Source organism: Pseudoduganella plicata, from assembly GCF_004421005.1.
GTDB lineage: Bacteria > Pseudomonadota > Gammaproteobacteria > Burkholderiales > Burkholderiaceae_D > Rugamonas > Rugamonas plicata.
The window spans coordinates 866,303-885,676 of the sequence record NZ_CP038026.1; the positions used below are offsets into that span (position 1 = coordinate 866,303).

The following is a 19,374-nucleotide window of genomic DNA, read 5'->3' on the forward strand; positions in this document are numbered from 1 at the left end:
GCGCTCGGCCGGACCGTTTATAAGAGACTATTTAAAACGTTTCCCACTCGTCGGCAGCCGTAGCAACGGTAACCTTTTTCGGCTTCGCGGCGGCGCTCTTCACCGGCGCCGCCAGTTTCACCTGGGCCGGCACCACGGCCGGCGCCTTGACATCCACGGCTCCGATGCGGAACTGCCCCACCAGCGACACGAGGGTGTCGGCCTGGTCCTGCAAGCTTTCCGCCGCGGCAGCCGCTTCTTCCACCAGCGCCGCGTTCTGCTGCGTTACGCTATCCATCTGCACGACCGCCTGGTTGATCTGGCTGATGCCGCTGCTCTGTTCGCCGCTGGCAGCCGCGATCTCGCTGATGATCGCCGCCACCCGCTGCACGCTGGAGACGACTTCGTCCATCGTGCCGCCGGCGTCGGCCACCAGCCGGCCACCCTGCTCGACCTGCCCCACCGAAGCGCCGATCAGCGCCTTGATTTCCTTTGCCGCGGAGGCGCTGCGCTGCGCCAGGTTGCGCACTTCGCTGGCGACGACGGCGAAGCCGCGTCCCTGCTCGCCGGCGCGGGCCGCTTCGACCGCCGCGTTCAGGGCCAGGATATTGGTCTGGAACGCGATTCCGTCGATGACGCCGATGATGTCCACCACCTTGCTCGACGAAGCGTTGATCGACGCCATGGTATCGACCACCTGCGCCACCACTGCCCCGCCGCGCACGGCCACTTCCGATGCCGACGCGGCCAGCTGGCGCGCCTGGATGGCGTTGTCCGAGTTCTGCTTGACAGTGCTGGTCAGCTGTTCCATCGACGCGGCGGTCTGCTGCAGCGCGCTGGCCTGCTGCTCGGTGCGGGCCGACAGGTCATGGTTGCCCTGGCTGATCTCGTGGCTGGCCGTGGCCACCGCTTCGGAGCTGTGGCGCACGCGCGCCAGCACGTGTTCGATCTTGGCGACGAATTCGTTGAAGCCGGTGCCGATCACGGCCAGTTCGTCCGTGCCGCGCACGGTCAGGCGCGCCGACAGGTCGGCATTGCCGCCGGCCAGCTGCTGCATCGTACGGGCCAGGCTGCGCAGGGGCTTCGTCATGCGGTTCAGCATGCACACCATCGCCAGCGCCGCCGCCGCGGCGCACAGCGCCGACACCAGTGCTGTGTACATCAGCAGCTCGCGCGCGGGTGCAGTGGCCACACTGTACGGGAACGACAGGCGCACGGCCCACGGCGCGATGTCGGCATGCAGCTGCAGCGGCTGCAGCAGGTGGACGACGTCGTCGCCGTCGCGATATTCATAGGCCTTGCCGGCGCGTACGGCGTCCAGTGCCGCCGCCGGAACGTCCTTGGCCGGCTTGCCGTTCAGTGCCGCATCCGGATTGCTGGCATACAGGCCGCCGTTTGAAATCAGCGCCAGCTGGCCGCCTTCCAGCGTCTTCATACCCGCGAGGATGGCCGAGAGCTTTGTCAGCATGAAGTCGGCGCTGGCCACGCCCAGGAATTTGCCGTTGACGACGATCGGGGCCACCATCGAGGCCATCAGCACGTCCTTGCCGTTGATCGGGTACGCGTACGGTTCGGTGAAGTGCACCTTGCCGCTTTTCTTCGGAATGTCGTACCAGTCGTTGGCACCGGGGGCGTTCGAGAACACGATCGGCTCCACACCCACGCCACCGGCCGGGTTGCGCGTGTAGTACGGCATGTACCGGCCGGTGGCATCGTACTCCGGTTTCTGGTCCGCATACTCGGCGTCCTTGCCATCCAGCGCGTCGGGCTCCCACGTGATGGCGGCGCCCACCAGGTCTTCCGACCAGAGCAGCGTGGCCTTCGTCATTTCGCCGATCGCGCGCCGATCCAGCGGCAGGCCAGCCGCCTTGGTGCCTTGCATTGCGGCGCCCAGCGTCGCGACGTTGGACAGATTGCTGGTGATGCGTGTGGCCAGCGCTTGCGACGCCTCGCGCGACGCGGTATTTGCCAGGCGCATGGCGGCGCTTTCCGCGTCGTTGCTGGCGCGGATGCCCGTGACCGTGGCGGTAATGCCCAGGCTGAGGATGACCAGCGCGCTGGCCGCCACGCAGATGCGTGCGTTCAGCGACAGCGCCAGTCGGGATGGTTTGGTTTGCATGGTGCGGAACTCCTGCTGCGGTTGCTTCGGATTCAGAAAGTACGGGTCACGGAAACGACCAGCGTGCCGCGCGTGACGTCGGCGTAGTCGATCGCGCCGCCCCTGGCGACGCCGGTGGTGTACGTCTTGTAGATGTCGGTCCTGCCCCAGGCGCGCGTGTAGGCCACGGCGGCGCTCCAGCCACCACCCAGCGTCCTGGTCACGCCGGCCCTGGCGTCACGCCAGTTCCAGATATCGTTGCCGTGTCCCGCCACGCGGCCGTCGCCGGCGTGCAGGTTGAGCATCCAGCCGTCGCCCAGTTCATGGTTGGCGCCCACGTCCAGGTAGCCCGTGCCGCGTGCGTTCGTGACGCCGAAGAAGTCGCGCGTGACCGTGTAGTTGTATTTGCCGTACAGCGACTTGTACGTCAGGCCGCCGGACAGCTCGGCGTAATCGAACTTCGTGCCGGTAGCGCTGATGACGGCGCGCGGATATTTATAGTAGTAGGCCAGCGCGCTGTAGCCGATCGCGCCGGCCGTGCCGCTGTAGCCGCCGTAGATGTCCAGTTCGACCGTGCCTTCTTCAACGAAGCGGTCGCTGATCGTCGATACCCACGTGCCGGCCGACCAGCCGCTCGGGTGGGCGTAGTCGATGCCCGCCTGCGCCGCCGGTTTGCCCCAGCTCTGGCGCACCCCGCGTGAGACATACTGGCTGACGAGGGTGGCATTGGCCGTCAACGACGCCTGCGCGGCGGGTGCCATCGTGGCGCCGTCGACGATCTGGGCGTGCGCGGCCGAGCCGCACAGCAGCGTGAGGAAAACAAGGGGAAACGCGGGCGTGAGCCGTCCGTGGCCATGCATCATGATGGTGTCCGAAATCCTGAGGTGCGGCACTGCCGCGGGGATGGAGGATTGGTGTATCCGTAGAGCAATCCTACAATGGCGATGCGCCTTTTCCGGCAGAAGTTGCCCAACCCGCCACGCAATAAATTGTTTGACGTACGTCAAAACAACACAACGGCGCCCGCCGTTGCAGGCGATTCAACGAGTTGTCAGGCCGCCAGCATCCCGCTTGCGGGGGCTTGGCAGCCGTCGCCGCAAATCATCCGCGACATCGTCTCGCAGACCGGAGCCTGGTTCCCGCGCGCATCCATCGGGCATCCGCGCGGGCTTCGCGTTGGCGCTGCCATGCTTTTGCCGCACTTCGGCGGCCGCGCATGCCGCGGATTACCTTAGCGTCGTGCAATGCTTTAGAATCGTGCTCTTTTATCACCACCGCAGGTTGCCATGGCAGACGGAAAGAACGAGCTCAAACGCGGCCTGAAAAGCCGGCACATCCAGTTGATTGCCCTGGGCGGCGCCATTGGCACTGGCCTCTTCCTCGGGATCGCGCAAACGATCCGCATGGCCGGGCCGTCCGTGCTGCTGGGTTACGCCGTGGCCGGCGTGATTGCCTTCCTGATCATGCGCCAGCTGGGCGAGATGGTTGTCGACGAACCGGTGGCCGGCTCCTTCAGCCATTTCGCCGACAAGTACTGCGGCCCGCTGGCCGGCTTCCTGTCGGGCTGGAACTACTGGGTGCTGTACGTGCTGGTCAGCATGGCCGAACTGTCGGCCGTGGGCATCTACGTGCAATACTGGTGGCCGGACGTCCCCACCTGGGTGTCCGCGCTGGCGTTCTTTGTCATCATCAACAGCATCAGCCTGTCGAACGTCAAGGCGTTCGGCGAGATGGAGTTCTGGTTCGCCATCGTGAAGGTGGTCGCCATCGTCGGCATGATCGGTTTCGGCGCGTGGCTGCTCGTTTCGGGCAATGCCGGGCCGGAAGCGTCGGTGGCGAACCTGTGGCGCCACGGGGGCTTCTTCCCCAACGGCGTCACAGGCCTCGTGATGGCGATCGCCGTCATCATGTTCTCCTTCGGCGGGCTGGAACTGGTGGGCATCACGGCTGCCGAGGCGGACGACCCGTCGCGCACCATTCCCAAAGCAACCAACCAGGCCATCTACCGTATCCTGATCTTCTACATCGGCGCGCTGGGCGTGCTGCTGTCGCTGTACCCCTGGCAGAAGGTCGTGGCCGGCGGCAGCCCGTTCGTGCTGATCTTCCACGCCCTCGACAGCGAATGGGTGGCGACGGTGCTCAATATCGTCGTGCTGACGGCGGCGCTGTCGGTGTACAACAGCTGCGTCTACTGCAACAGCCGCATGATGTACGGCCTGGCACTGCAGGGCAATGCGCCGCGTGCGATGCTGACGGTGAACCGTCGCGGCGTACCGCTGGCCGCGCTGGGCGTTTCCGCGCTGGCGACCGCCGTCTGTGTGTGCGTGAACTACTTCATGCCGGGCAAGGCGTTCGAGTTGCTGATGGGCCTGGTCGTTTCCGCGCTGATCATCAACTGGGGCATGATCAGCTGGATCCACCTGCGCTTTCGCGCCCACAAGCGCGCCCACGGCGAAACGACGGGCTTCCCGAGCCCGTGGCATCCGCTGTCGAACTGGCTGTGCCTGGCCTTCCTGGCCGGTGTGCTGGTGGTGATGTACCTGACGCCGGAGCTGCGCCTGTCGGTATGGCTCATTCCCGTCTGGCTGGGCGCACTGTATGTCGGCTACCGGCTCAAGGGCCGCAATGCCGCCACGCCCGAAAGCCGCGCGCCGGTCTGACGCCGCCGGTCAGTCCGGACCGGCGACCACACCGCGGTTGCGCCCGGCGGCCTTGGCTTCGTACAGCGCCATGTCGGCCTTGTGCAGCAACGCTTCGGGCGTATCGCCTTCGGCCGGCAGCATGGAACACAGGCCGACACTGATGGTGACGGCCGGTGCCGTCGGGGCGGTGGGATGCGGCAGGTCCAGCATCGTCACACGGCTGCACAGCCAGTCGCCGTACGTCAGCAGCTCCTCGCGCCGGGTATTGGGCAGCAACACGACGAATTCCTCGCCGCCGTAACGGGCCGCCAGCTCGCCCGGCCGGCGCGCGCCTTCGCGGATCGCGCCCGCCACGGCCTTCAGGCAGGCGTCGCCCTGCTGGTGGCCGTATTGGTCGTTGTACAGCTTGAAGTGGTCGACGTCGACCAGCGCCAGTCCCAGCGGCATGCCGTGGCGGCGGTGGCGGGCGAACTCCGTGGCCAGCTGGCTGTCGAAATGGCGCCGGTTGAACAGGCCCGTCAGGCCGTCCTGGTGTGCCAGCCCGTCCAGCGTGGCCAGTGCCGCCTGCAGCCGCAGATGGGTGCGCACACGCGCCTGCACCACGGCCGCGTTCAGCGGCTTGGGGATGAAGTCGACGGCGCCCGCGTCCAGGCAGGCGATTTCCGCTTCCGGCGACGACTGCGCCGTGACGAAAATGATCGCGCTGCTGCGCAGGGCCGGGTCGCGCCGGATGACGTCGCAAACGGCAAAGCCGTCCATCCCCGCCATCTCGACGTCGAGCAGGATCAGTTGCGGCCGCTGCAGCCGGGCGATGTCGATGCCGGCCGCGCCGTTGGTGGCGAACAGCACCCGCGCCTGGCCCCGCACCATGGCCGACAGCAGGCGGATCGTGTCGGCGTTGTCGTCGATGATCAGGATGGTGCTGTCGCTCTGCGTGACCGCGGTCATGGCGTCTCCCTGCGGGGCGACGCGGCGGGATCATGCCGCAGCCGCTCCGGCAGCACGGCCAGCACGGTATCGAAGTCGAGCGCGCCCATGGCGGCCGCGACGACGGCATCGTCCTCGGCGGACAACTGCGTGCCCAGCCATGTCCGCAGCGTTTCATAGTGCGTCACGGCGTCCAGGTCGCGCTGCTCCAGCAGCGCCAGCCATTCGGCCAGCGCCGCCGGCCGCTCGCCCGGCTGGCCGGACGACACAGGCTCCGGTGCTGATGAGGCCTGGGCCGCCAGCCAGGCGCGCGCCGCCGCCGCCGTGGCGCCGAGCTGGCGCGCGACTTCGTCGAACAGCCCTGCCACCAGTGCACCGCGCCCTTCGCGCAATGCCGCTTCCAGCCGCAACGTGGCCTGGGCAAAGTCGCGCGCGCCAAGACTGCCGACGCCACCGCGCAGCGCGTGCAGGGTCGCCCCGGCCGCCTTGGCATCGCCCTCCTCCCAGACCTCGCGCGCCCGCGCCAGCTCGGCCGGCGCTTCCCGGGCCATGCGTTCGACCAGCGTGACGAGGGCCAGGCGCTGGCCCGGGTCGCCGGCGCCCAGCGCGGCCAGCCGGTCCACATTGAACACGGCGGCGGCGGGCAAGGCGGGCGTCGCGGCGGCGCCCGCCGTCTTGTCCGTCCGTCCCAGGTGTTGCCGCAAGCTTTCCATCATCTGCTCCACATCGACCGGCTTTGCAATAAAATCGTTCATGCCCGCCGCGAGGCACTCTTCGCGCTCGGCGGCCGTCACGCCGGCGCTCATGGCCAGAATCGGCTGGCGCACGCCGAGGCGGGTGCGCAGGAGCCGCGTGGCCGTGTAGCCGTCCATGACAGGCATCTGCACGTCCATCAGCACCAGGTCGTAACGCGTCGGGTCCGCGCTCATCGCGTCCACGGCCTCCTGGCCGTTCCAGACGGCCGTCACGACCACCCCGGCCGGCTCCAGTATACCTTTCGCGACCAATTGGTTGAGCGCATTATCCTCGACCAGCAGGATACGAGCGCCCGCGAGGCCCGTGCCGCCAGCCGGCAGGTTCTCGCGCTGCGTGACCGCGGCGTGGCGCCCCGGCGTCGCCAGCGCGCTGCGCAGGCTGTGCGCGGTCACGGGCCGGGCCAGCGGCACCGCGCCCGGCAGCGGCGCCACGCCGCGGTCCGGGCCGCCCGTCAGCTGCAGCAGCGCCGCCTGCGCTTCCGGCCAGCGCGCGGCATGCGCGTCGAGCAGGCGCTGCACGCCCGGTTGCGCCGCGCCCGTCAGCAAGGCATCCACCGGCGCTGCGGCCAGCAGTTCCCCGGCCGCCTCTGTGTCGGACGCCGTGACGACCGTCCAGCCCAGGCTGGCGGCCGCGTGTTCGATCCCGCCGCGGCATGCCGGCGAGACGTCGATCACGAGCAGCCGTCCGCCCACCTGCGCCGGTGCCGGCACCGCGGGAGCACACGTCAGCGGCAGCGTCACGGTAAACGTGCTGCCCGCGCCAACGACGCTGGCGACGGCGATGCGTCCGCCCATCAGCTCGGTCAGCTGGCGCGCGATCGTCAGGCCAAGCCCCGTGCCGCCGAAGCGGCGCGAGATGCCCGCGTCGGCCTGTTCGAACGGCCGGAACAGCCGCGCCAGCTGTTCCTCGCTGATACCGATGCCGGTGTCGCGCACGTCGATCCGCAGCGACGCCGTGGCGCCATGCTGGGCGATGCGCGAGATCGTCACGACGACTTCGCCTGCCGTCGTGAACTTGAGCGCATTGCCGACCAGGTTCATGACCACCTGCTGCAGCCGCGTGACGTCGCCGATATAGGCCGGCGGCAGGTCCGGCGCAACGTCGACGACGAGATTGATCGGCTTGTCGCTGGCGCGCATGGCCGTGGCGATGCCTTCGACCAGTTGCGACAGCGGGAACGGCAGCGCGGCGATGTCGATGCGGCCCGCCTCGATCTTGGAGAAGTCCAGCACGTCGTTGATGATGCCCACCAGCGTCTTGCCGCACGACTGGATCATGGCCACGTATTCGCGCTGCGGCGGCGTCAGGCCGGTCTTGTCCAACAGGTGCGTCAGCCCCAGCACGGCGTTCATCGGCGTGCGGATCTCGTGGCTGACGTTGGCCACGAACTCGCTCTTGGCGCGGTTGGCGGCCTGCGCGAGGCGCTCGTTGCGCGCGTGGCCCAGCTCCGCCATCTTGCGGTCGGTGATGTCCGTCACCATCGTGTGAAAGCCCAGCACGACGCCGTTTGCGTCGATGTTGGGTACGTAGTCGCCCATGAAGTAGCGCGGCCAGCTGGGATGCTGGAAGTCCGTTTCGAAGTGCACGGATTTTCCCGCCAGCGCCTGGGCCACGTGCGGCTCAACGACGGCATAGGCCGGCTCGCCCAGCACGTCGCGCATGTGGCGCCCGACGATCGCCTCGGGCGCCAGGTTCAGCGTCGCTCCATAGGTACGGTTGGCGAAACGGTAGATGCGGTCGCGGTCGACGTAACCGATCATGGCCGGGTTGTTGTCGGCCATCGTGCGCAGGAAGCGCTCGCTGTCGGCCAGGCGGCGCTCGGCCTCTCGCCGTGCCGTGATGTCGCTGCTGGCCACCACGGCGCCCAGCGACTTGCCGTCGGCCGTCACCAGTGCGTGTCCGGAACACAGCAGGTGTCGCGCCGGCTGGCCCGGCGGGGCGATGACGATCTCCAAGCCGCTGATCGTCTCGCCCGCCAGCGCGCGCGCCAGCGGCACTGCGGCCGGCGCCACCGGCTCCGTGCCGTCCGGCGCGTACACGCTGCAGTGCTCCAGCCAGTCCTTGCGTATCGTCGCGTCGCGCGGGATGCCATAGATCTCGCGTGCGGCGCGGTTGAACAGGGTCAGCGCACCCGCTTCGTCGCACGCGGCGACGGCCACGTCGATCGCCTCCAGCACGGCGGCCAGCAGCGTGCGTTCGCTTTCCAGCTCGCGCTCGATGCGGCGGCGTGCCGAAATGTCGTTGACGAACGCGCCGAACGAGCGCACGCCCGCGACGTCGATCAGGCCGATCGTCATCTCGACGGGGAACTCGGTACCGTCGCGGCGCAGCGCCAGCAGTTCCAGGCGGCTGCCCAGCACGCGCGCCTCGCCCGTCGCCATGAAGCGATCCAGACCCCGTCGATGGGCGGAGCGCAAACCGGGCGGCACGACCACGTCGTGCAGCGGCGTGTCCAGCACCTCGTCGCGGCGCCAGCCGAACATGCGCTCGGCCTGCGGGTTCCAGTCGGTGATGCGGCCGGCACTGTCCATGCCGACGAACGCATCCTGGGCCGTCTCGAGGATCGTGCGGATGCGTTCCTCGCTGCGCCGCACCGTGTCGAGCGAGCTCGCCAGGTCGGCCGTGCGCTGTTCGACCCGGTGTTCCAGCTCGGCGTTTATCGCTGTCAGCTCTTTCTGCTGCTCGCGCAGGCGCCGCAGGCTGGCGTTGACGGCCCCCGTCAGCGCGGCCAGCTCGAAGAAGCTGCCCGGGGCAACGTCGATGGTACGGTCGGCGCCCTCCTCGATGGCGGCGGCGGACGTGGCGGCATCGAGCAGTGGCTGGGTGATGCGGCGCGAGACGCGCCAGCCCAGCAGTGAAAACGCCAGCGCCACGGCCACGCCCACACTGAACACGCGCAGCTGCAGCTCGCGCACCGGCGCATACGCCGACTGCGCATCCTGCCGCGTCAGCACGACCCAGCCCAGCCCCGCGTAGTCGCCCACGCCGGACGTCGGCGCCGCGGCGACCAGCCACGTATGGCCGTCGGCCCAGCGTTCCTCGGCGCTGCCGGTCTCGCCGTCCCGGGCGGCGGCCAGGCTGGCCGAGGCGATCACGGTACCCGCCAACCCCGCCGGTCCGGAAAGGACCTTGCCGGCGCGGTCGACGATCAGTGTCTGTTCGCCCGACGTCGCGGCCAGGTCGAACCGGCTGCGGATCTGTTCCGCCCAGCGCCAGTTCAGGTGCGCGCCCAGCACGGCCACGGGCTTGCCGTCCGGCCCGAGGACGGGAAAGGCAATGTCGACAAAGCGCGGCGGGCCGCCCGCCTGCACGGGCAGGAGCTTTGCCAGCAGGACGGCCTCGTGCACGTCATGCACGTAGAGGCCGGCCAGTGCGCCGGCAAACCACGGGCGCTTCGCCACGTTCGCCCCTTCCAGCAGGCCGCCGGTGGATGCCGTGACGACGCCGTCCAGATTGGCAAGGCCGATCCAGGCATACATGGGATAGCTGCCTTGCAGCGCCTCGATGACTTCGCGGCGGGCGCCCGGCGACAGCCCCGGCGCGCGCAGCTCGGGCCGGCCCGCGAGCAGCAGCACGTCGCGATAGCGTTCATGCATCGTCGCGTCCAGCTGCTGGGCGCCATGGCGGGCGCGCTCGGCCAGGCCGGCGCCGATCATGCGCTTGAGCTCTTCCGTCGACAGAAATCCCAGCAGCAGCACGAGCACCACCGTCAGCAGCAGCGCGCTGGCCGATGCCCACAGGGCGAGTGACGTGCCGAGCCGCTGGCGCGGCAGGATCGGAGTCAAGCTCACACCCGCGTCCCTGGCACGCGGCCGGGGCGAAGGGCCGCGGGCGCGGCGAAAACGGCAGAGGGGCGGCGGGCCAACAAGGCCACCACCGTGAAGATGGGCATGGATCGATCCTGTCTGGAGGCGAAGACACCAGCACCGCGGGCGGCTCGCGCGGCAACCGGAGTTGCCGCGCAGGTCATGCTACATGAGCGGGGCTGGCACTGGCGCAAGCTACCGCGCACCATTCGACGGCGCGGTGCGGCGTGGGCGGCGGGCCGGGCGCGGCAGCACCGCTCCGCCCGGCCGGTACATCAGGCGTGCAGCGCCTGCGCCGGTACGTCGTTCTGCGAAAACGCCACGCGGAACTTGCCGCGGCGATCGCCCATCAGCACGCGCAGGCCGGCAATCGTGATGTTGCTCACTTCATGCATGCGGATCAGCAGCGAAGGGCCGATGGCCAGGCGGAAATGGCGGATCTTGCTGATGACGGGCGGTGCCACTTCCAGGGTGCGGGCCAGGGCCGCGTCGTTCTTCAGGTCGAGCACGTCGATCAGGTGGTCCAGCAGGCGGTTCGGGTCGTAGTTCAGCAGCGGCTCGCCGGCATTGGGCATCGGTGCCGCCAGGGTTGCCAGGGTCATCGCAGTCATCGTGTGTTGGGTCGTCATGTCATTCTCCAGTCAATTGCAGTTCACAAGCCCCGGCAGGCGCCGGGACGATAAACCGGTGCCTGCATGAGGGGCCGTGGCGGCGCGTCGTGCGAGAAGATACCGGTGAGTGTGAGATGCGCCAGGAGTGGCGTCCCCGCGGAGGTGCGGAAGGGAACTCGAATCCGCGCGACAGAAGTTTGAGGTCGGCGAACTGGTTTCTATAGTGCACGAAAAATTCTTTAAATGCAATCGGCACGTGCGCATGTGGCTTTTCTGCAATATCGCGCAGGGCGCGCCCGACTTGCGCGGAACGCGGTAGGATCGGCAGGGAGGCGCCGACAATGAAAAATCACGATCATCCAGCCGTACCGGTGGACGCGTCCGCCTTGCCGCGCCACGCGAATCCGCCCGCCGATCTGCACCTCGAACAGCTGCTCGCGCATCTGCCGGCCGGCGTCGTGGTCCACGCCGCGGACGGCGTCATCCTGTCGGCCAACCCGGCGGCCGAACGGCTGCTGGGCCGGCCATTGCGGCAATTGCAGGGGGCCGCCGCCAGCGCGCCCGAATGGGCCCTGGTCCAGGGGGACGGGAGCCCGATGCCGGCCGAGCTGTATCCCGTGCATCAGGTGCTGCGCTCGGGCGCCCCGCTGTCCGGCTTCATTGCCGGGCTGCGCCGTCCTGGCGGCGCGACGTCGTGGATGATCTGCAACGGCTATCCCGTGCGCGACGCGACCGGCTACCTGTCCCAGGTCGTCGTCTGCTTCACCGACTGCACCAGCCTGAAGGACATGGAGGAGCAGTTGCGCAAGTCGGACGAGCGCCTGCGCCTCGTGCTGAGAGGCTCGCGCGACGCCGTCTGGGATTTCGACCTGCGCACGGGCGAAGCCTACTTTTCCGCGCGCTGGTGGGAGATGCTGGGCTACCAGCCGGGCGAAGTACATGCCGACCAGCTCTCGTGGCGACGCTTCCTGCATCCGGACGACAGCCGGCACATCGCCACATTCATGCAGGACCTGCTGGGGGGCTCGCGCGACAGCTTCAGCGTCGAGCTGCGTCTGGCGCACCGCGACGGCCGTTATGTGCCGGTGCTGACGCGCGGCTTCGTGCAGCACGACGGCGCCGGGCGTCCGGTCCGCGTGTCGGGGACCAATACCGACCTGACGGAGCGCAAGGAAAGCGAGCGGCGCATCCACCACCTGGCCTATTTCGATCACCTGACAGGGCTGCCCAACCGGCGCCATCTGCTGGAACAGCTGGCCAAGGTCGCCAGCCGCGGCAGCCGCCAATGCCGCGTCGGCGCCCTGCTGTTCATCGACCTGGACAATTTCAAGCAGCTCAACGACACGATGGGCCACGATGCGGGCGACCTGCTGCTGCGCCAGGTCGCGGACCGGCTGCGTCACGCCGTGCGCGACAGCGACCAGCTGGCGCGGCTCGGCGGAGACGAGTTTGTCGTGGCACTGGAGGATCTGGGTGCGACGGTGGATAAAGCCGCCGTCGAGGCCGAGAAAGTCGCCCACAAGATTCTGGTGCTGCTGGAGCGCACGCACCGGCTGGGCACGCGCGCCATCACCGTCACGCCCAGCATCGGGATCGCGCTGATTGGCGGCGGCACCCCGATGGACACGGTCATGAAGCAGGCCGACATCGCCATGTACCACGCCAAGGCGGCCGGCCGCAACACGCTGCGCTTTTTCGATCCGGCCATGCAGGCCGCCATCGACGCGCGCAGTGTGCTGGAGAACGATTTGCGCACGAGCCTGTCCTTGCACAACTTCCCGCTGCATTGCCAGCCCCAGTTCAGCGCCGATGGCAAGCTGGTCGGCGGCGAAATGCTGCTGCGCTGGCAGCATCCACAACGCGGGCTGGTGGGCCCGGCCGAATTCATCGACCTGGCCGAAAGCACGGGGCTCATCGTCGCGCTGGGCGACCAGGTGCTGCTGGACGCGTGCGCCTGCCTGGCCCGCTGGGCACGCCTGCCCGTGCTGTGCGATATCGCACTGGCCGTCAACATCAGCGTGCAGCAGCTGGTGCAGCCGGACTTCGTCAGCCGTGTGATGGCGATCCTGGCGGAAACGGGCGCGCCTCCTGCGCGGCTGAGCCTGGAGCTGACGGAAAGCATCCTGGCACAGGACGACGTAATCGACAAGATGGTTGCGCTGCGCGCACAGGGCGTGCTGTTTTCACTGGACGACTTCGGCACGGGCTATTCCTCGCTCAGCTACCTCAGGCGTTTCCCGTTCGGCACGCTGAAGGTGGACCGTTCCTTTGTCCATGATGCATGCCAGGGGTCCGATGCGGGCGCCATTGCCGAGATGATCGTCACCCTGGGCAAGACGCTGGGCATGAAGGTCATTGCCGAAGGCGTGGAAAACGAACAGCAGTTCGGCTTCCTGCGGGCGCAGCAGTGCGACGCATACCAGGGTTTTCTGTTCGCGCCGGCCCTCCCGCTGGACGAGTTCGAACGCCGCTACGGCGTGCACGGCGTATAAGCCCTGTTCGCCGTATAAGCCTTCTCAGTGGGCATCGCTGTATTCGCCGGGACGGCTTGACTTGCACCACACAACGGGAGATGCTGACGTTTGAACAGCATGTGAACGAGCCGAGGAGCCCAAATGTTTCAGGCAAGCGAACCGAACGGAGAGCGCCGGCGCGATACCGCCCTGGCAATCGCCGTGGACGAAGCGATCCGCTTCGACAGGGAATGCGGCGCAGCGCTGGCCTGGGCCTATCTGGCCAGCCACGGCCTGCCGCCCGAAACCATTCTGCGCGTGCTGTCGCAGGCGCCGGACGGGGCCGTGCCGAGGCGGCAGACCACGCACTGAATTTTCAGGCAGGCTGGTATGGATCAGTGCGCGGCCATCTGGGCCAGCGCGCCGCGGGCGGCGAAGTAGCAGGCACCGGCGCAGCGCTCCAGCCCTGCGCGGTCCAGCACGACGACCATGCCGCGGCGGCACTGGATCAGCCCTTCGGCCTGCAGCTTGCCGGCAGCGGCCGTGATGCTTTCGCGGCGCACGCCCAGCAGATTGGCGATCAGCTCCTGTGTCACTTTCAGCTCAAGCGATGGCGAACGGTCGATCCGCTCCAGCAGCCAGCGGCACAGTTTCTGCTCGATGCTGCTGTGGCGGCTGCTGACGACGTTCTGCGCCAGCTGGGCAAACAGGCAGCTGGTGTAGCGCATCAGTTGCTGGGCGAGCATGCCGCCTTCGCCGAAGAGTTCGCGCAGCGTATCGGTACGCATGCGGTATCCGTAGCCGGCACCCTGCACGACCGCCGTGTTGCTGGCGCGTTCGCCCTTGTACATCGTCACGCCGGCCACGCCTTCACGGCCTACCACGGCGATTTCCGTCGTGATGCCGTCCTCGTTGACATATTGCAGCGAGACGATGGCCGTCGTGGGGAAATAGCTGTATTCGACCTTTTCGCCGAAGTCGTACAGATGCTTGCCGACAGGCATGGCTACCAGTTCCAGATCCGGGATCAGTCGCTCCAGTTCCGCCTGCGGCAACGCACGCAGCAGTTCGTTCTGCTGCACGCCCGCCAGGCTGATGCCTTGCGGCAGCGCCTGGCCGCGCTTGGCCGAGGCGCGCTCGGCGGGCATCGTCAGCGTTTGCAGAGGCGCGCGCAGCGTGGTCGATTCGGTCTGGAGGGTCTTGAACATGTCGGTTACCTGTAGTGTTGTTGTCATTTCCTCCACTTTATTGCTGAGCCCTTGTTTTGAGAGTCGGACGAAGGGTCCACGCAATGTAGTACAGAAGCATTCGGCGCTGTAATCTAAGTCCTACGTGAACTGGCGCACATTCACGGCGAGGCGAATCCGCGAAAATACGTCTCAAGGGCAATGTCGCCGGGCCACCTCAGACCGCTTTCATGAACAACTTTGTCAAAGTCTCATACGCACTGCAACGCCAACAACGCGCTGTCGAACGCACGCTGTATGCCAGCTCGACCGAGGAGAGCGTTACGGCATCGAAATGGGCCGATGCCTGGCACCGCCTGGTACAGGCCCGCCTCGATCGCATGGCCGACATGGAAGCCCGCAGCAAATACGTTGACAGCCGCGGCCGCCTGCTGCACTGAGCCCCCTCCGGCGGCGCCGCCCGGTGCCGCCTGCTCAGGTCGGGCCGTTGCACACGTCAACCGCGTTCGGTGCCCCGCCTGCCACACTCCCGCGCCATTTGCCAAGCTCCATCGCACATCTCCCGTCAGTTTGTTGTCTGCGCAACAATTCCCCTTTCGGCAATCTGTTAACTCTGATTCACTGTTGCGCCGTGTGCTAGTATGCGGCGGCGGCGCGCCGGCCTCGGCCGGCCGTCCGACAAAGAACCGCTGCGGGCCTACCCGGCAACGCTCGGCATGACGAGACAACCAGTCACCCAATTGGAGAAGCAGTGAGTATTTTCAGAACTAAGAATCTCGACGATATGGTCGCGGCCAGCCGCAAACCGGGCGGCCTGAAGAAAGTCCTTGGCCCCTTCGACCTCGTGCTCATGGGTATCGGCGCCATTGTCGGTACCGGTATTTTCGTGCTGACCGGCACGGGCGCCCTGACCGCGGGCCCCGCGCTGCCGCTGTCGTTCGTCATCGCCGCGGTGGCCTGCGCCTTTGCCGCGCTATGCTACGCGGAATTCGCCTCCACGGTGCCCGTCGCCGGCTCCATCTATACGTACAGCTACGCCACGATGGGCGAGCTGGTGGCATGGATGATCGGCTGGGACCTGATGCTGGAATACGGCCTGGCCACGTCCGCCGTATCGGTCGGCTGGTCCGGCTACTTCCAGTCGCTGATCGCCAGTGTCGGCTGGCACCTGCCGGACGCTCTGACAGCCGCGCCCGGCGCCGTGCCGGGCAAGGTGACGTATTTCAACCTGCCTGCGCTGCTGATCATGCTCGTGCTGACGTGGTTGCTGGCCCTGGGCGTGCGCGAGTCGGCCCGCCTGAACAACGTGATGGTGGCCATCAAGATCGGCGTCGTCGTGCTGTTTATCGCCGTCGGCATCCGCCATGTGGAGCCCGCCAACTGGCAGCCGTTCATGCCGTTCGGCCATACGGGCGTGCTGGGCGCGGCCGCCCTGGTGTTCTTTGCCTTCATCGGTTTCGATGCCGTCACGTCCGCGGCCGAGGAAGTCAAGCGTCCCGAGCGCGACCTGCCGATCGGCATCATCGGCTCGCTGACCGTCTGTACGCTGCTGTACGTGACGGTGTCGGCCATCATGACCGGCATCGTGCCGTTCAAGCAGTTCGAAGGCGTCGATCACCCCGTCTCGCTGGCACTGAAATTCGCCGGTGAAAACTGGGTGGCCAGCTTTGTCGACGCCGGCGCGATCCTCGGCATGACGACAGTCATCCTGGTGATGCTGTACGGCCAGACCCGCGTGGTCTTCGCCATGTCGCGCGACGGCCTGCTGCCGGCCCGCCTGTCGGCAATTTCGCCGAAACACGGCACGCCCTACTTCGCCACGTGGGTGGTGGGCATCATCTTCAGCCTGATCGCCGCGCTGATCCCGCTGGACACGCTGGCCAAACTGGTCAACATGGGCACGCTGGCGGCGTTCTGCCTGGTGTCGGTGGCCGTCATCGTGCTGCGCCGCACGCGTCCCGAACTGCACCGCGCGTTCCGCTGTCCTGGCGTGCCGTTCGTCCCGGCGCTGGCCGTGGTCTGCTGCCTCGGCCTGATGTCCTACCTGTCGCTGGAAACGTGGATCGCGTTCGGCATCTGGCTGCTGATTGGCCTGGTGGTCTATTTCGCCTACGCGCGCAAACGCTCGCTGTTGCATCCGCGCTGATGCCTTCTGCGCGCTGCTCGCAGTAAGAGAAAAGGCACATGTCACGCGGTGACATGTGCCTTTTTTTCCGGCCCGCCACGCCAAGGTACGACAGCCCGGAAGAGCCTGCAACTCCCCGTCCTTGACGCCAGGTGGCGTGGCGTGCCTCATCCGGTCTGCCACGTAATGGCTGCGGTGTATCCGCCTGCCCCTAAGCCCGTGCCGGCCAAGGGGCCGTAACCTCCCCCGCGGGATCGGCTAGAGCAGCCGCAGCATGGCCGCCTTGACGACCCCGGCCGTCTTGTTGACGGCACCCAGCTTGGCCAGCGCATTGTTGACGTGGAAATTGACGGTGCGTTCCGAGATGTGCATGATCTGGCCGACCTCGCCGGACGTCTTGCCGTCCGCCGTCCAGCGCAGCACCTCCAGCTCGCGTGCCGTCAACGCCGGCCCCGACGGCGCGGCGATCGACACGACGCGCGTCATGCCCTCGTGCGCCACCTGCACGAGCCAGGACATTTTCAGCGAGTGGTCGCGCAGTTCCGACTCGCTCAGCCTGTCATGCGAGCGGGCCAGGGTCAGCAGGCCGCCCACGCCGCGCGCATCGTAGGAGGACTGGGCCCAGCCCACGCGCAAGCCGTGGTGGCGCGCATCTTCCCAGAACTCCTGGCACTGGTCGAACACCTTGTCGGTCCACACCAGCGGCAGCACCGATTTCATGCCGTGCGCTACCGTGGGATCGACGCGCACGTAGTTCAGCCGCGCATAACGCTCCTGCCAGTGCGGCGAGTAGTTATTGCGCATGTATACCTTCGGGTTCGACACGGGCAGCGGCATCCGCAGCCCATATGCGCAGTATTCGAATCCCAGGTCGCGTGCGGCAGCCGACAGCACGGCGAACAGATCGTCCTCCGTTGTCGCCGTGAGCAAACCCTGCAGCTGCAGGTCCTGCCATTGCGTGAAATTCACAGTATCAACTCCCTAGAAGCGGCGCACCGTGCGTCGGCATCGCCACAATGCCCGCCATATCGGCGGCGCGCGCCCGTTTGCTTCGCGCCACCTGTGGCGCGAAGAGAGCGTCTCTTATTGCAAGTCACAATAGCAGCATGGAAATTTGCCGTCAAATCAAAAGTTACCTGCGCGGAGGCGTCGATCGAAAAAAGATTGTCTCTGGCTGTCAACGTTAACAGTGGCCGGGACGGCCCGCCCACGCTTCAATAACCCTTACGGCGCGCCGGGCGCCGCTATCAGAGAGGTATTTCCATGTCCGATAAGCCCTACGTACGCATGACGTTTGACGCCATGCAGCGGCGCGCGCTGCGTCATCTGGTTTCCGCGCTTGACGAGGACGACACCGGCCATCCCGGCGATGGAGCATTTGCCAGCGCCATCACAGGTTATACCGAGTGGGTGGGCGAAGGCGAGCCCGTTTTGACGATGGGCTGGGATTGGGAGATGCGCGCCGGCAGCGACGGCGTCGCGCTGCGCCGCGTGGGCGATCCCCGCAGCAACCTGTGCGTGGTCATGCGCCCGGGCGCCGCCGACGATATCGCCGACAGCAGCACCCTGCTGAAAATCCTGATCGACCGCTCCAACTGGCAGGAGGAAACGTTGCGCTACTTGCAGCGCCGCTACGACGGCTGATGCTGCCATCCGGCACCGCCGCGACCCCGCCCCCTCGGACTCTCCCGTCCCGATGCTGTCAGCCCCGCTGACCGGCAGGCACTCCCACAATCCCAACTGTCAGAAGTTACAGTTTTGGCCGCGACGCAAAAATAGTCAAATGGCAACTCCTGATCAACCAGTCTTACCACTACAACGGAGCGGGGAATGAACAAGAACGCGGGTACCAGCAGCACTCTCAGCAAGGAGTTGTTCAACCAGGTCGGTCGATACCGCCACAAGGTGTTTGTCGAAACGCTGGGATGGGAACTGACCACACGCAACGGCGAGGAACTGGACCAGTTCGATCGTCCGGACACGCTGTACGTCGTCTCGCAGGACGACAAGGGCAACGTCAACGGCTGCGCCCGGCTGCTGCCGACCAGCCAGCCCTATCTGCTGGGCGAAGTTTTTCCCGAGCTGATGAACGGCGCGCCTGTGCCGTGCAGCGACGATATCTGGGAACTGTCGCGCTTCGCGGCCGTGGACTTCAACAGCCGTACGACGTCGGCGCTGTCGCAGTTCTCGTCGGAAGTGGCGGTCAAGCTGCTGCAGGACTCCATCGCCTTCGCCGCCGAGCAGGGTGCCAAACGGCTGATTACCGTGTCGCCGATCGGCATCGAACGGCTGCTGCGTCGCGCCGGCTTCCACGCCCACCGTGCCGGGCCGCCGATGATCATCGGCGGGCATCCCATCTTCGCCTGCTGGATCGAGGTCCGCCAGCCGGGGTAAGCGATTGGCGGCACGGCATCGGGGGCCGGCTGCGCCCCGATCTGCACCGCCGCTTCATCGTCTGGCCCCGCATTGCCATAGACCGCGCGAGTCGCGGCTGCGCCAATACCGGTGGCACGACGATATTGTCGTTGAGCCGCAGGAACGCGAAGCCGGCCAGGCGTACGGCCAGCTTGCCGGCACGCTCCTTGTCCGCCGCGCGGCGGCCGGCGTGCGCCCTGTTGTATCGAACGTTTCCTCGCGTACGCGAGGCCCGGCCGAATTCAGGAAGTGCCGCGTGCCGGCGCCAGGCACGACCGGTCACGGTGGCATGAGCAGCACCGTTGCCCGCCGGGTGCCCCCCGCCCATATTCTCGTTGTCCAGGGCGCCATCACCGTCGATACTAGGCGGTATAG

At 67.2% G+C, this 19,374-nt stretch carries 14 protein-coding genes; 7 read left to right on the forward strand and 7 right to left on the reverse strand.

The genetic code is table 11. The annotated features are described in order from the left end of the window. Positions 1–31: 31 nt before the first annotated feature. Both E1742_RS03625 and E1742_RS03630 read right to left on the reverse strand, forming a co-directional pair. Positions 32–2,098: a methyl-accepting chemotaxis protein gene (locus E1742_RS03625; protein ID WP_134383594.1), complete on the reverse strand. Its 2,067-nt coding sequence runs from the start codon at positions 2,096–2,098 to the stop codon at positions 32–34. A 32-nt stretch (positions 2,099–2,130) separates the two neighbouring features. Beyond that, positions 2,131–2,940, reverse strand: a complete 810-nt coding sequence (locus E1742_RS03630) for a TorF family putative porin (protein ID WP_229466492.1) — start codon at positions 2,938–2,940, stop codon at positions 2,131–2,133. A gap of 423 nt (positions 2,941–3,363) precedes the next feature. Between E1742_RS03630 and E1742_RS03635 the strand changes: the two genes are divergently transcribed. Next, positions 3,364–4,737: an amino acid permease gene (locus E1742_RS03635; RefSeq protein ID WP_134383595.1), complete on the forward strand. Its 1,374-nt coding sequence runs from the start codon at positions 3,364–3,366 to the stop codon at positions 4,735–4,737. A gap of 9 nt (positions 4,738–4,746) precedes the next feature. On the opposite strand, the gene E1742_RS03640 is transcribed toward E1742_RS03635, so the two are convergent. From E1742_RS03640 to E1742_RS03650, 3 genes are all read right to left on the reverse strand, one after another. Then, positions 4,747–5,667 carry a diguanylate cyclase domain-containing protein gene (locus tag E1742_RS03640; protein WP_134383596.1) on the reverse strand — a complete coding sequence of 307 codons (921 nt, stop codon included), beginning with the start codon at positions 5,665–5,667 and terminating at the stop codon, positions 4,747–4,749. After that, positions 5,664–10,193, reverse strand: a complete 4,530-nt coding sequence (locus E1742_RS03645) for a PAS domain S-box protein (RefSeq protein WP_134383597.1) — start codon at positions 10,191–10,193, stop codon at positions 5,664–5,666. Before E1742_RS03645 ends, E1742_RS03640 begins: the two co-directional genes overlap by 4 nt. A 290-nt stretch (positions 10,194–10,483) precedes the next feature. Then, complete coding sequence (locus E1742_RS03650; RefSeq protein ID WP_134387980.1) at positions 10,484–10,783, reverse strand: hypothetical protein; 300 nt, start codon at positions 10,781–10,783, stop codon at positions 10,484–10,486. A 377-nt stretch (positions 10,784–11,160) separates the two neighbouring features. Here E1742_RS03650 and E1742_RS03655 point away from each other — a divergent pair, with 377 nt between their 5' ends. Further along, a complete protein-coding gene (locus tag E1742_RS03655) occupies positions 11,161–13,311 on the forward strand; it encodes a putative bifunctional diguanylate cyclase/phosphodiesterase (RefSeq protein WP_134383598.1) in 2,151 nt (716 codons plus the stop codon). Between the two features lie 123 nt (positions 13,312–13,434). After that, positions 13,435–13,644, forward strand: a complete 210-nt coding sequence (locus E1742_RS03660) for a hypothetical protein (RefSeq protein WP_134383599.1) — start codon at positions 13,435–13,437, stop codon at positions 13,642–13,644. Between the two features lie 23 nt (positions 13,645–13,667). On the opposite strand, the gene E1742_RS03665 is transcribed toward E1742_RS03660, so the two are convergent. Next, positions 13,668–14,420: a Crp/Fnr family transcriptional regulator gene (locus tag E1742_RS03665; protein ID WP_134387982.1), complete on the reverse strand. Its 753-nt coding sequence runs from the start codon at positions 14,418–14,420 to the stop codon at positions 13,668–13,670. A 269-nt stretch (positions 14,421–14,689) separates the two neighbouring features. Here E1742_RS03665 and E1742_RS03670 point away from each other — a divergent pair, with 269 nt between their 5' ends. Then, positions 14,690–14,899 (forward strand): hypothetical protein, encoded by a 210-nt coding sequence (locus tag E1742_RS03670; protein ID WP_134383600.1) that lies wholly within the window; start codon positions 14,690–14,692, stop codon positions 14,897–14,899. 311 nt (positions 14,900–15,210) lie between these two features. Then, on the forward strand, positions 15,211–16,605 hold the full coding sequence (gene bcaP, locus E1742_RS03675; RefSeq protein ID WP_134383601.1) for a branched-chain amino acid transporter BcaP: 1,395 nt from the start codon (positions 15,211–15,213) through the stop codon (positions 16,603–16,605). A gap of 237 nt (positions 16,606–16,842) precedes the next feature. On the opposite strand, the gene E1742_RS03680 is transcribed toward bcaP, so the two are convergent. Further along, positions 16,843–17,553, reverse strand: coding sequence for a LuxR family transcriptional regulator (locus E1742_RS03680; RefSeq protein ID WP_189569134.1), 711 nt, complete (start codon positions 17,551–17,553; stop codon positions 16,843–16,845). 294 nt (positions 17,554–17,847) lie between these two features. On the opposite strand from E1742_RS03680, the gene E1742_RS03685 reads away from it, so the two are divergent. Together E1742_RS03685 and E1742_RS03690 are read left to right on the forward strand one after the other, a co-directional pair. Continuing rightward, positions 17,848–18,228, forward strand: a complete 381-nt coding sequence (locus tag E1742_RS03685; protein WP_134383602.1) for a DUF4902 domain-containing protein — start codon at positions 17,848–17,850, stop codon at positions 18,226–18,228. 186 nt (positions 18,229–18,414) lie between these two features. Then, positions 18,415–18,978: an acyl-homoserine-lactone synthase gene (locus E1742_RS03690; RefSeq protein WP_134383603.1), complete on the forward strand. Its 564-nt coding sequence runs from the start codon at positions 18,415–18,417 to the stop codon at positions 18,976–18,978. The last annotated feature ends 396 nt before the right edge of the window (positions 18,979–19,374 follow it).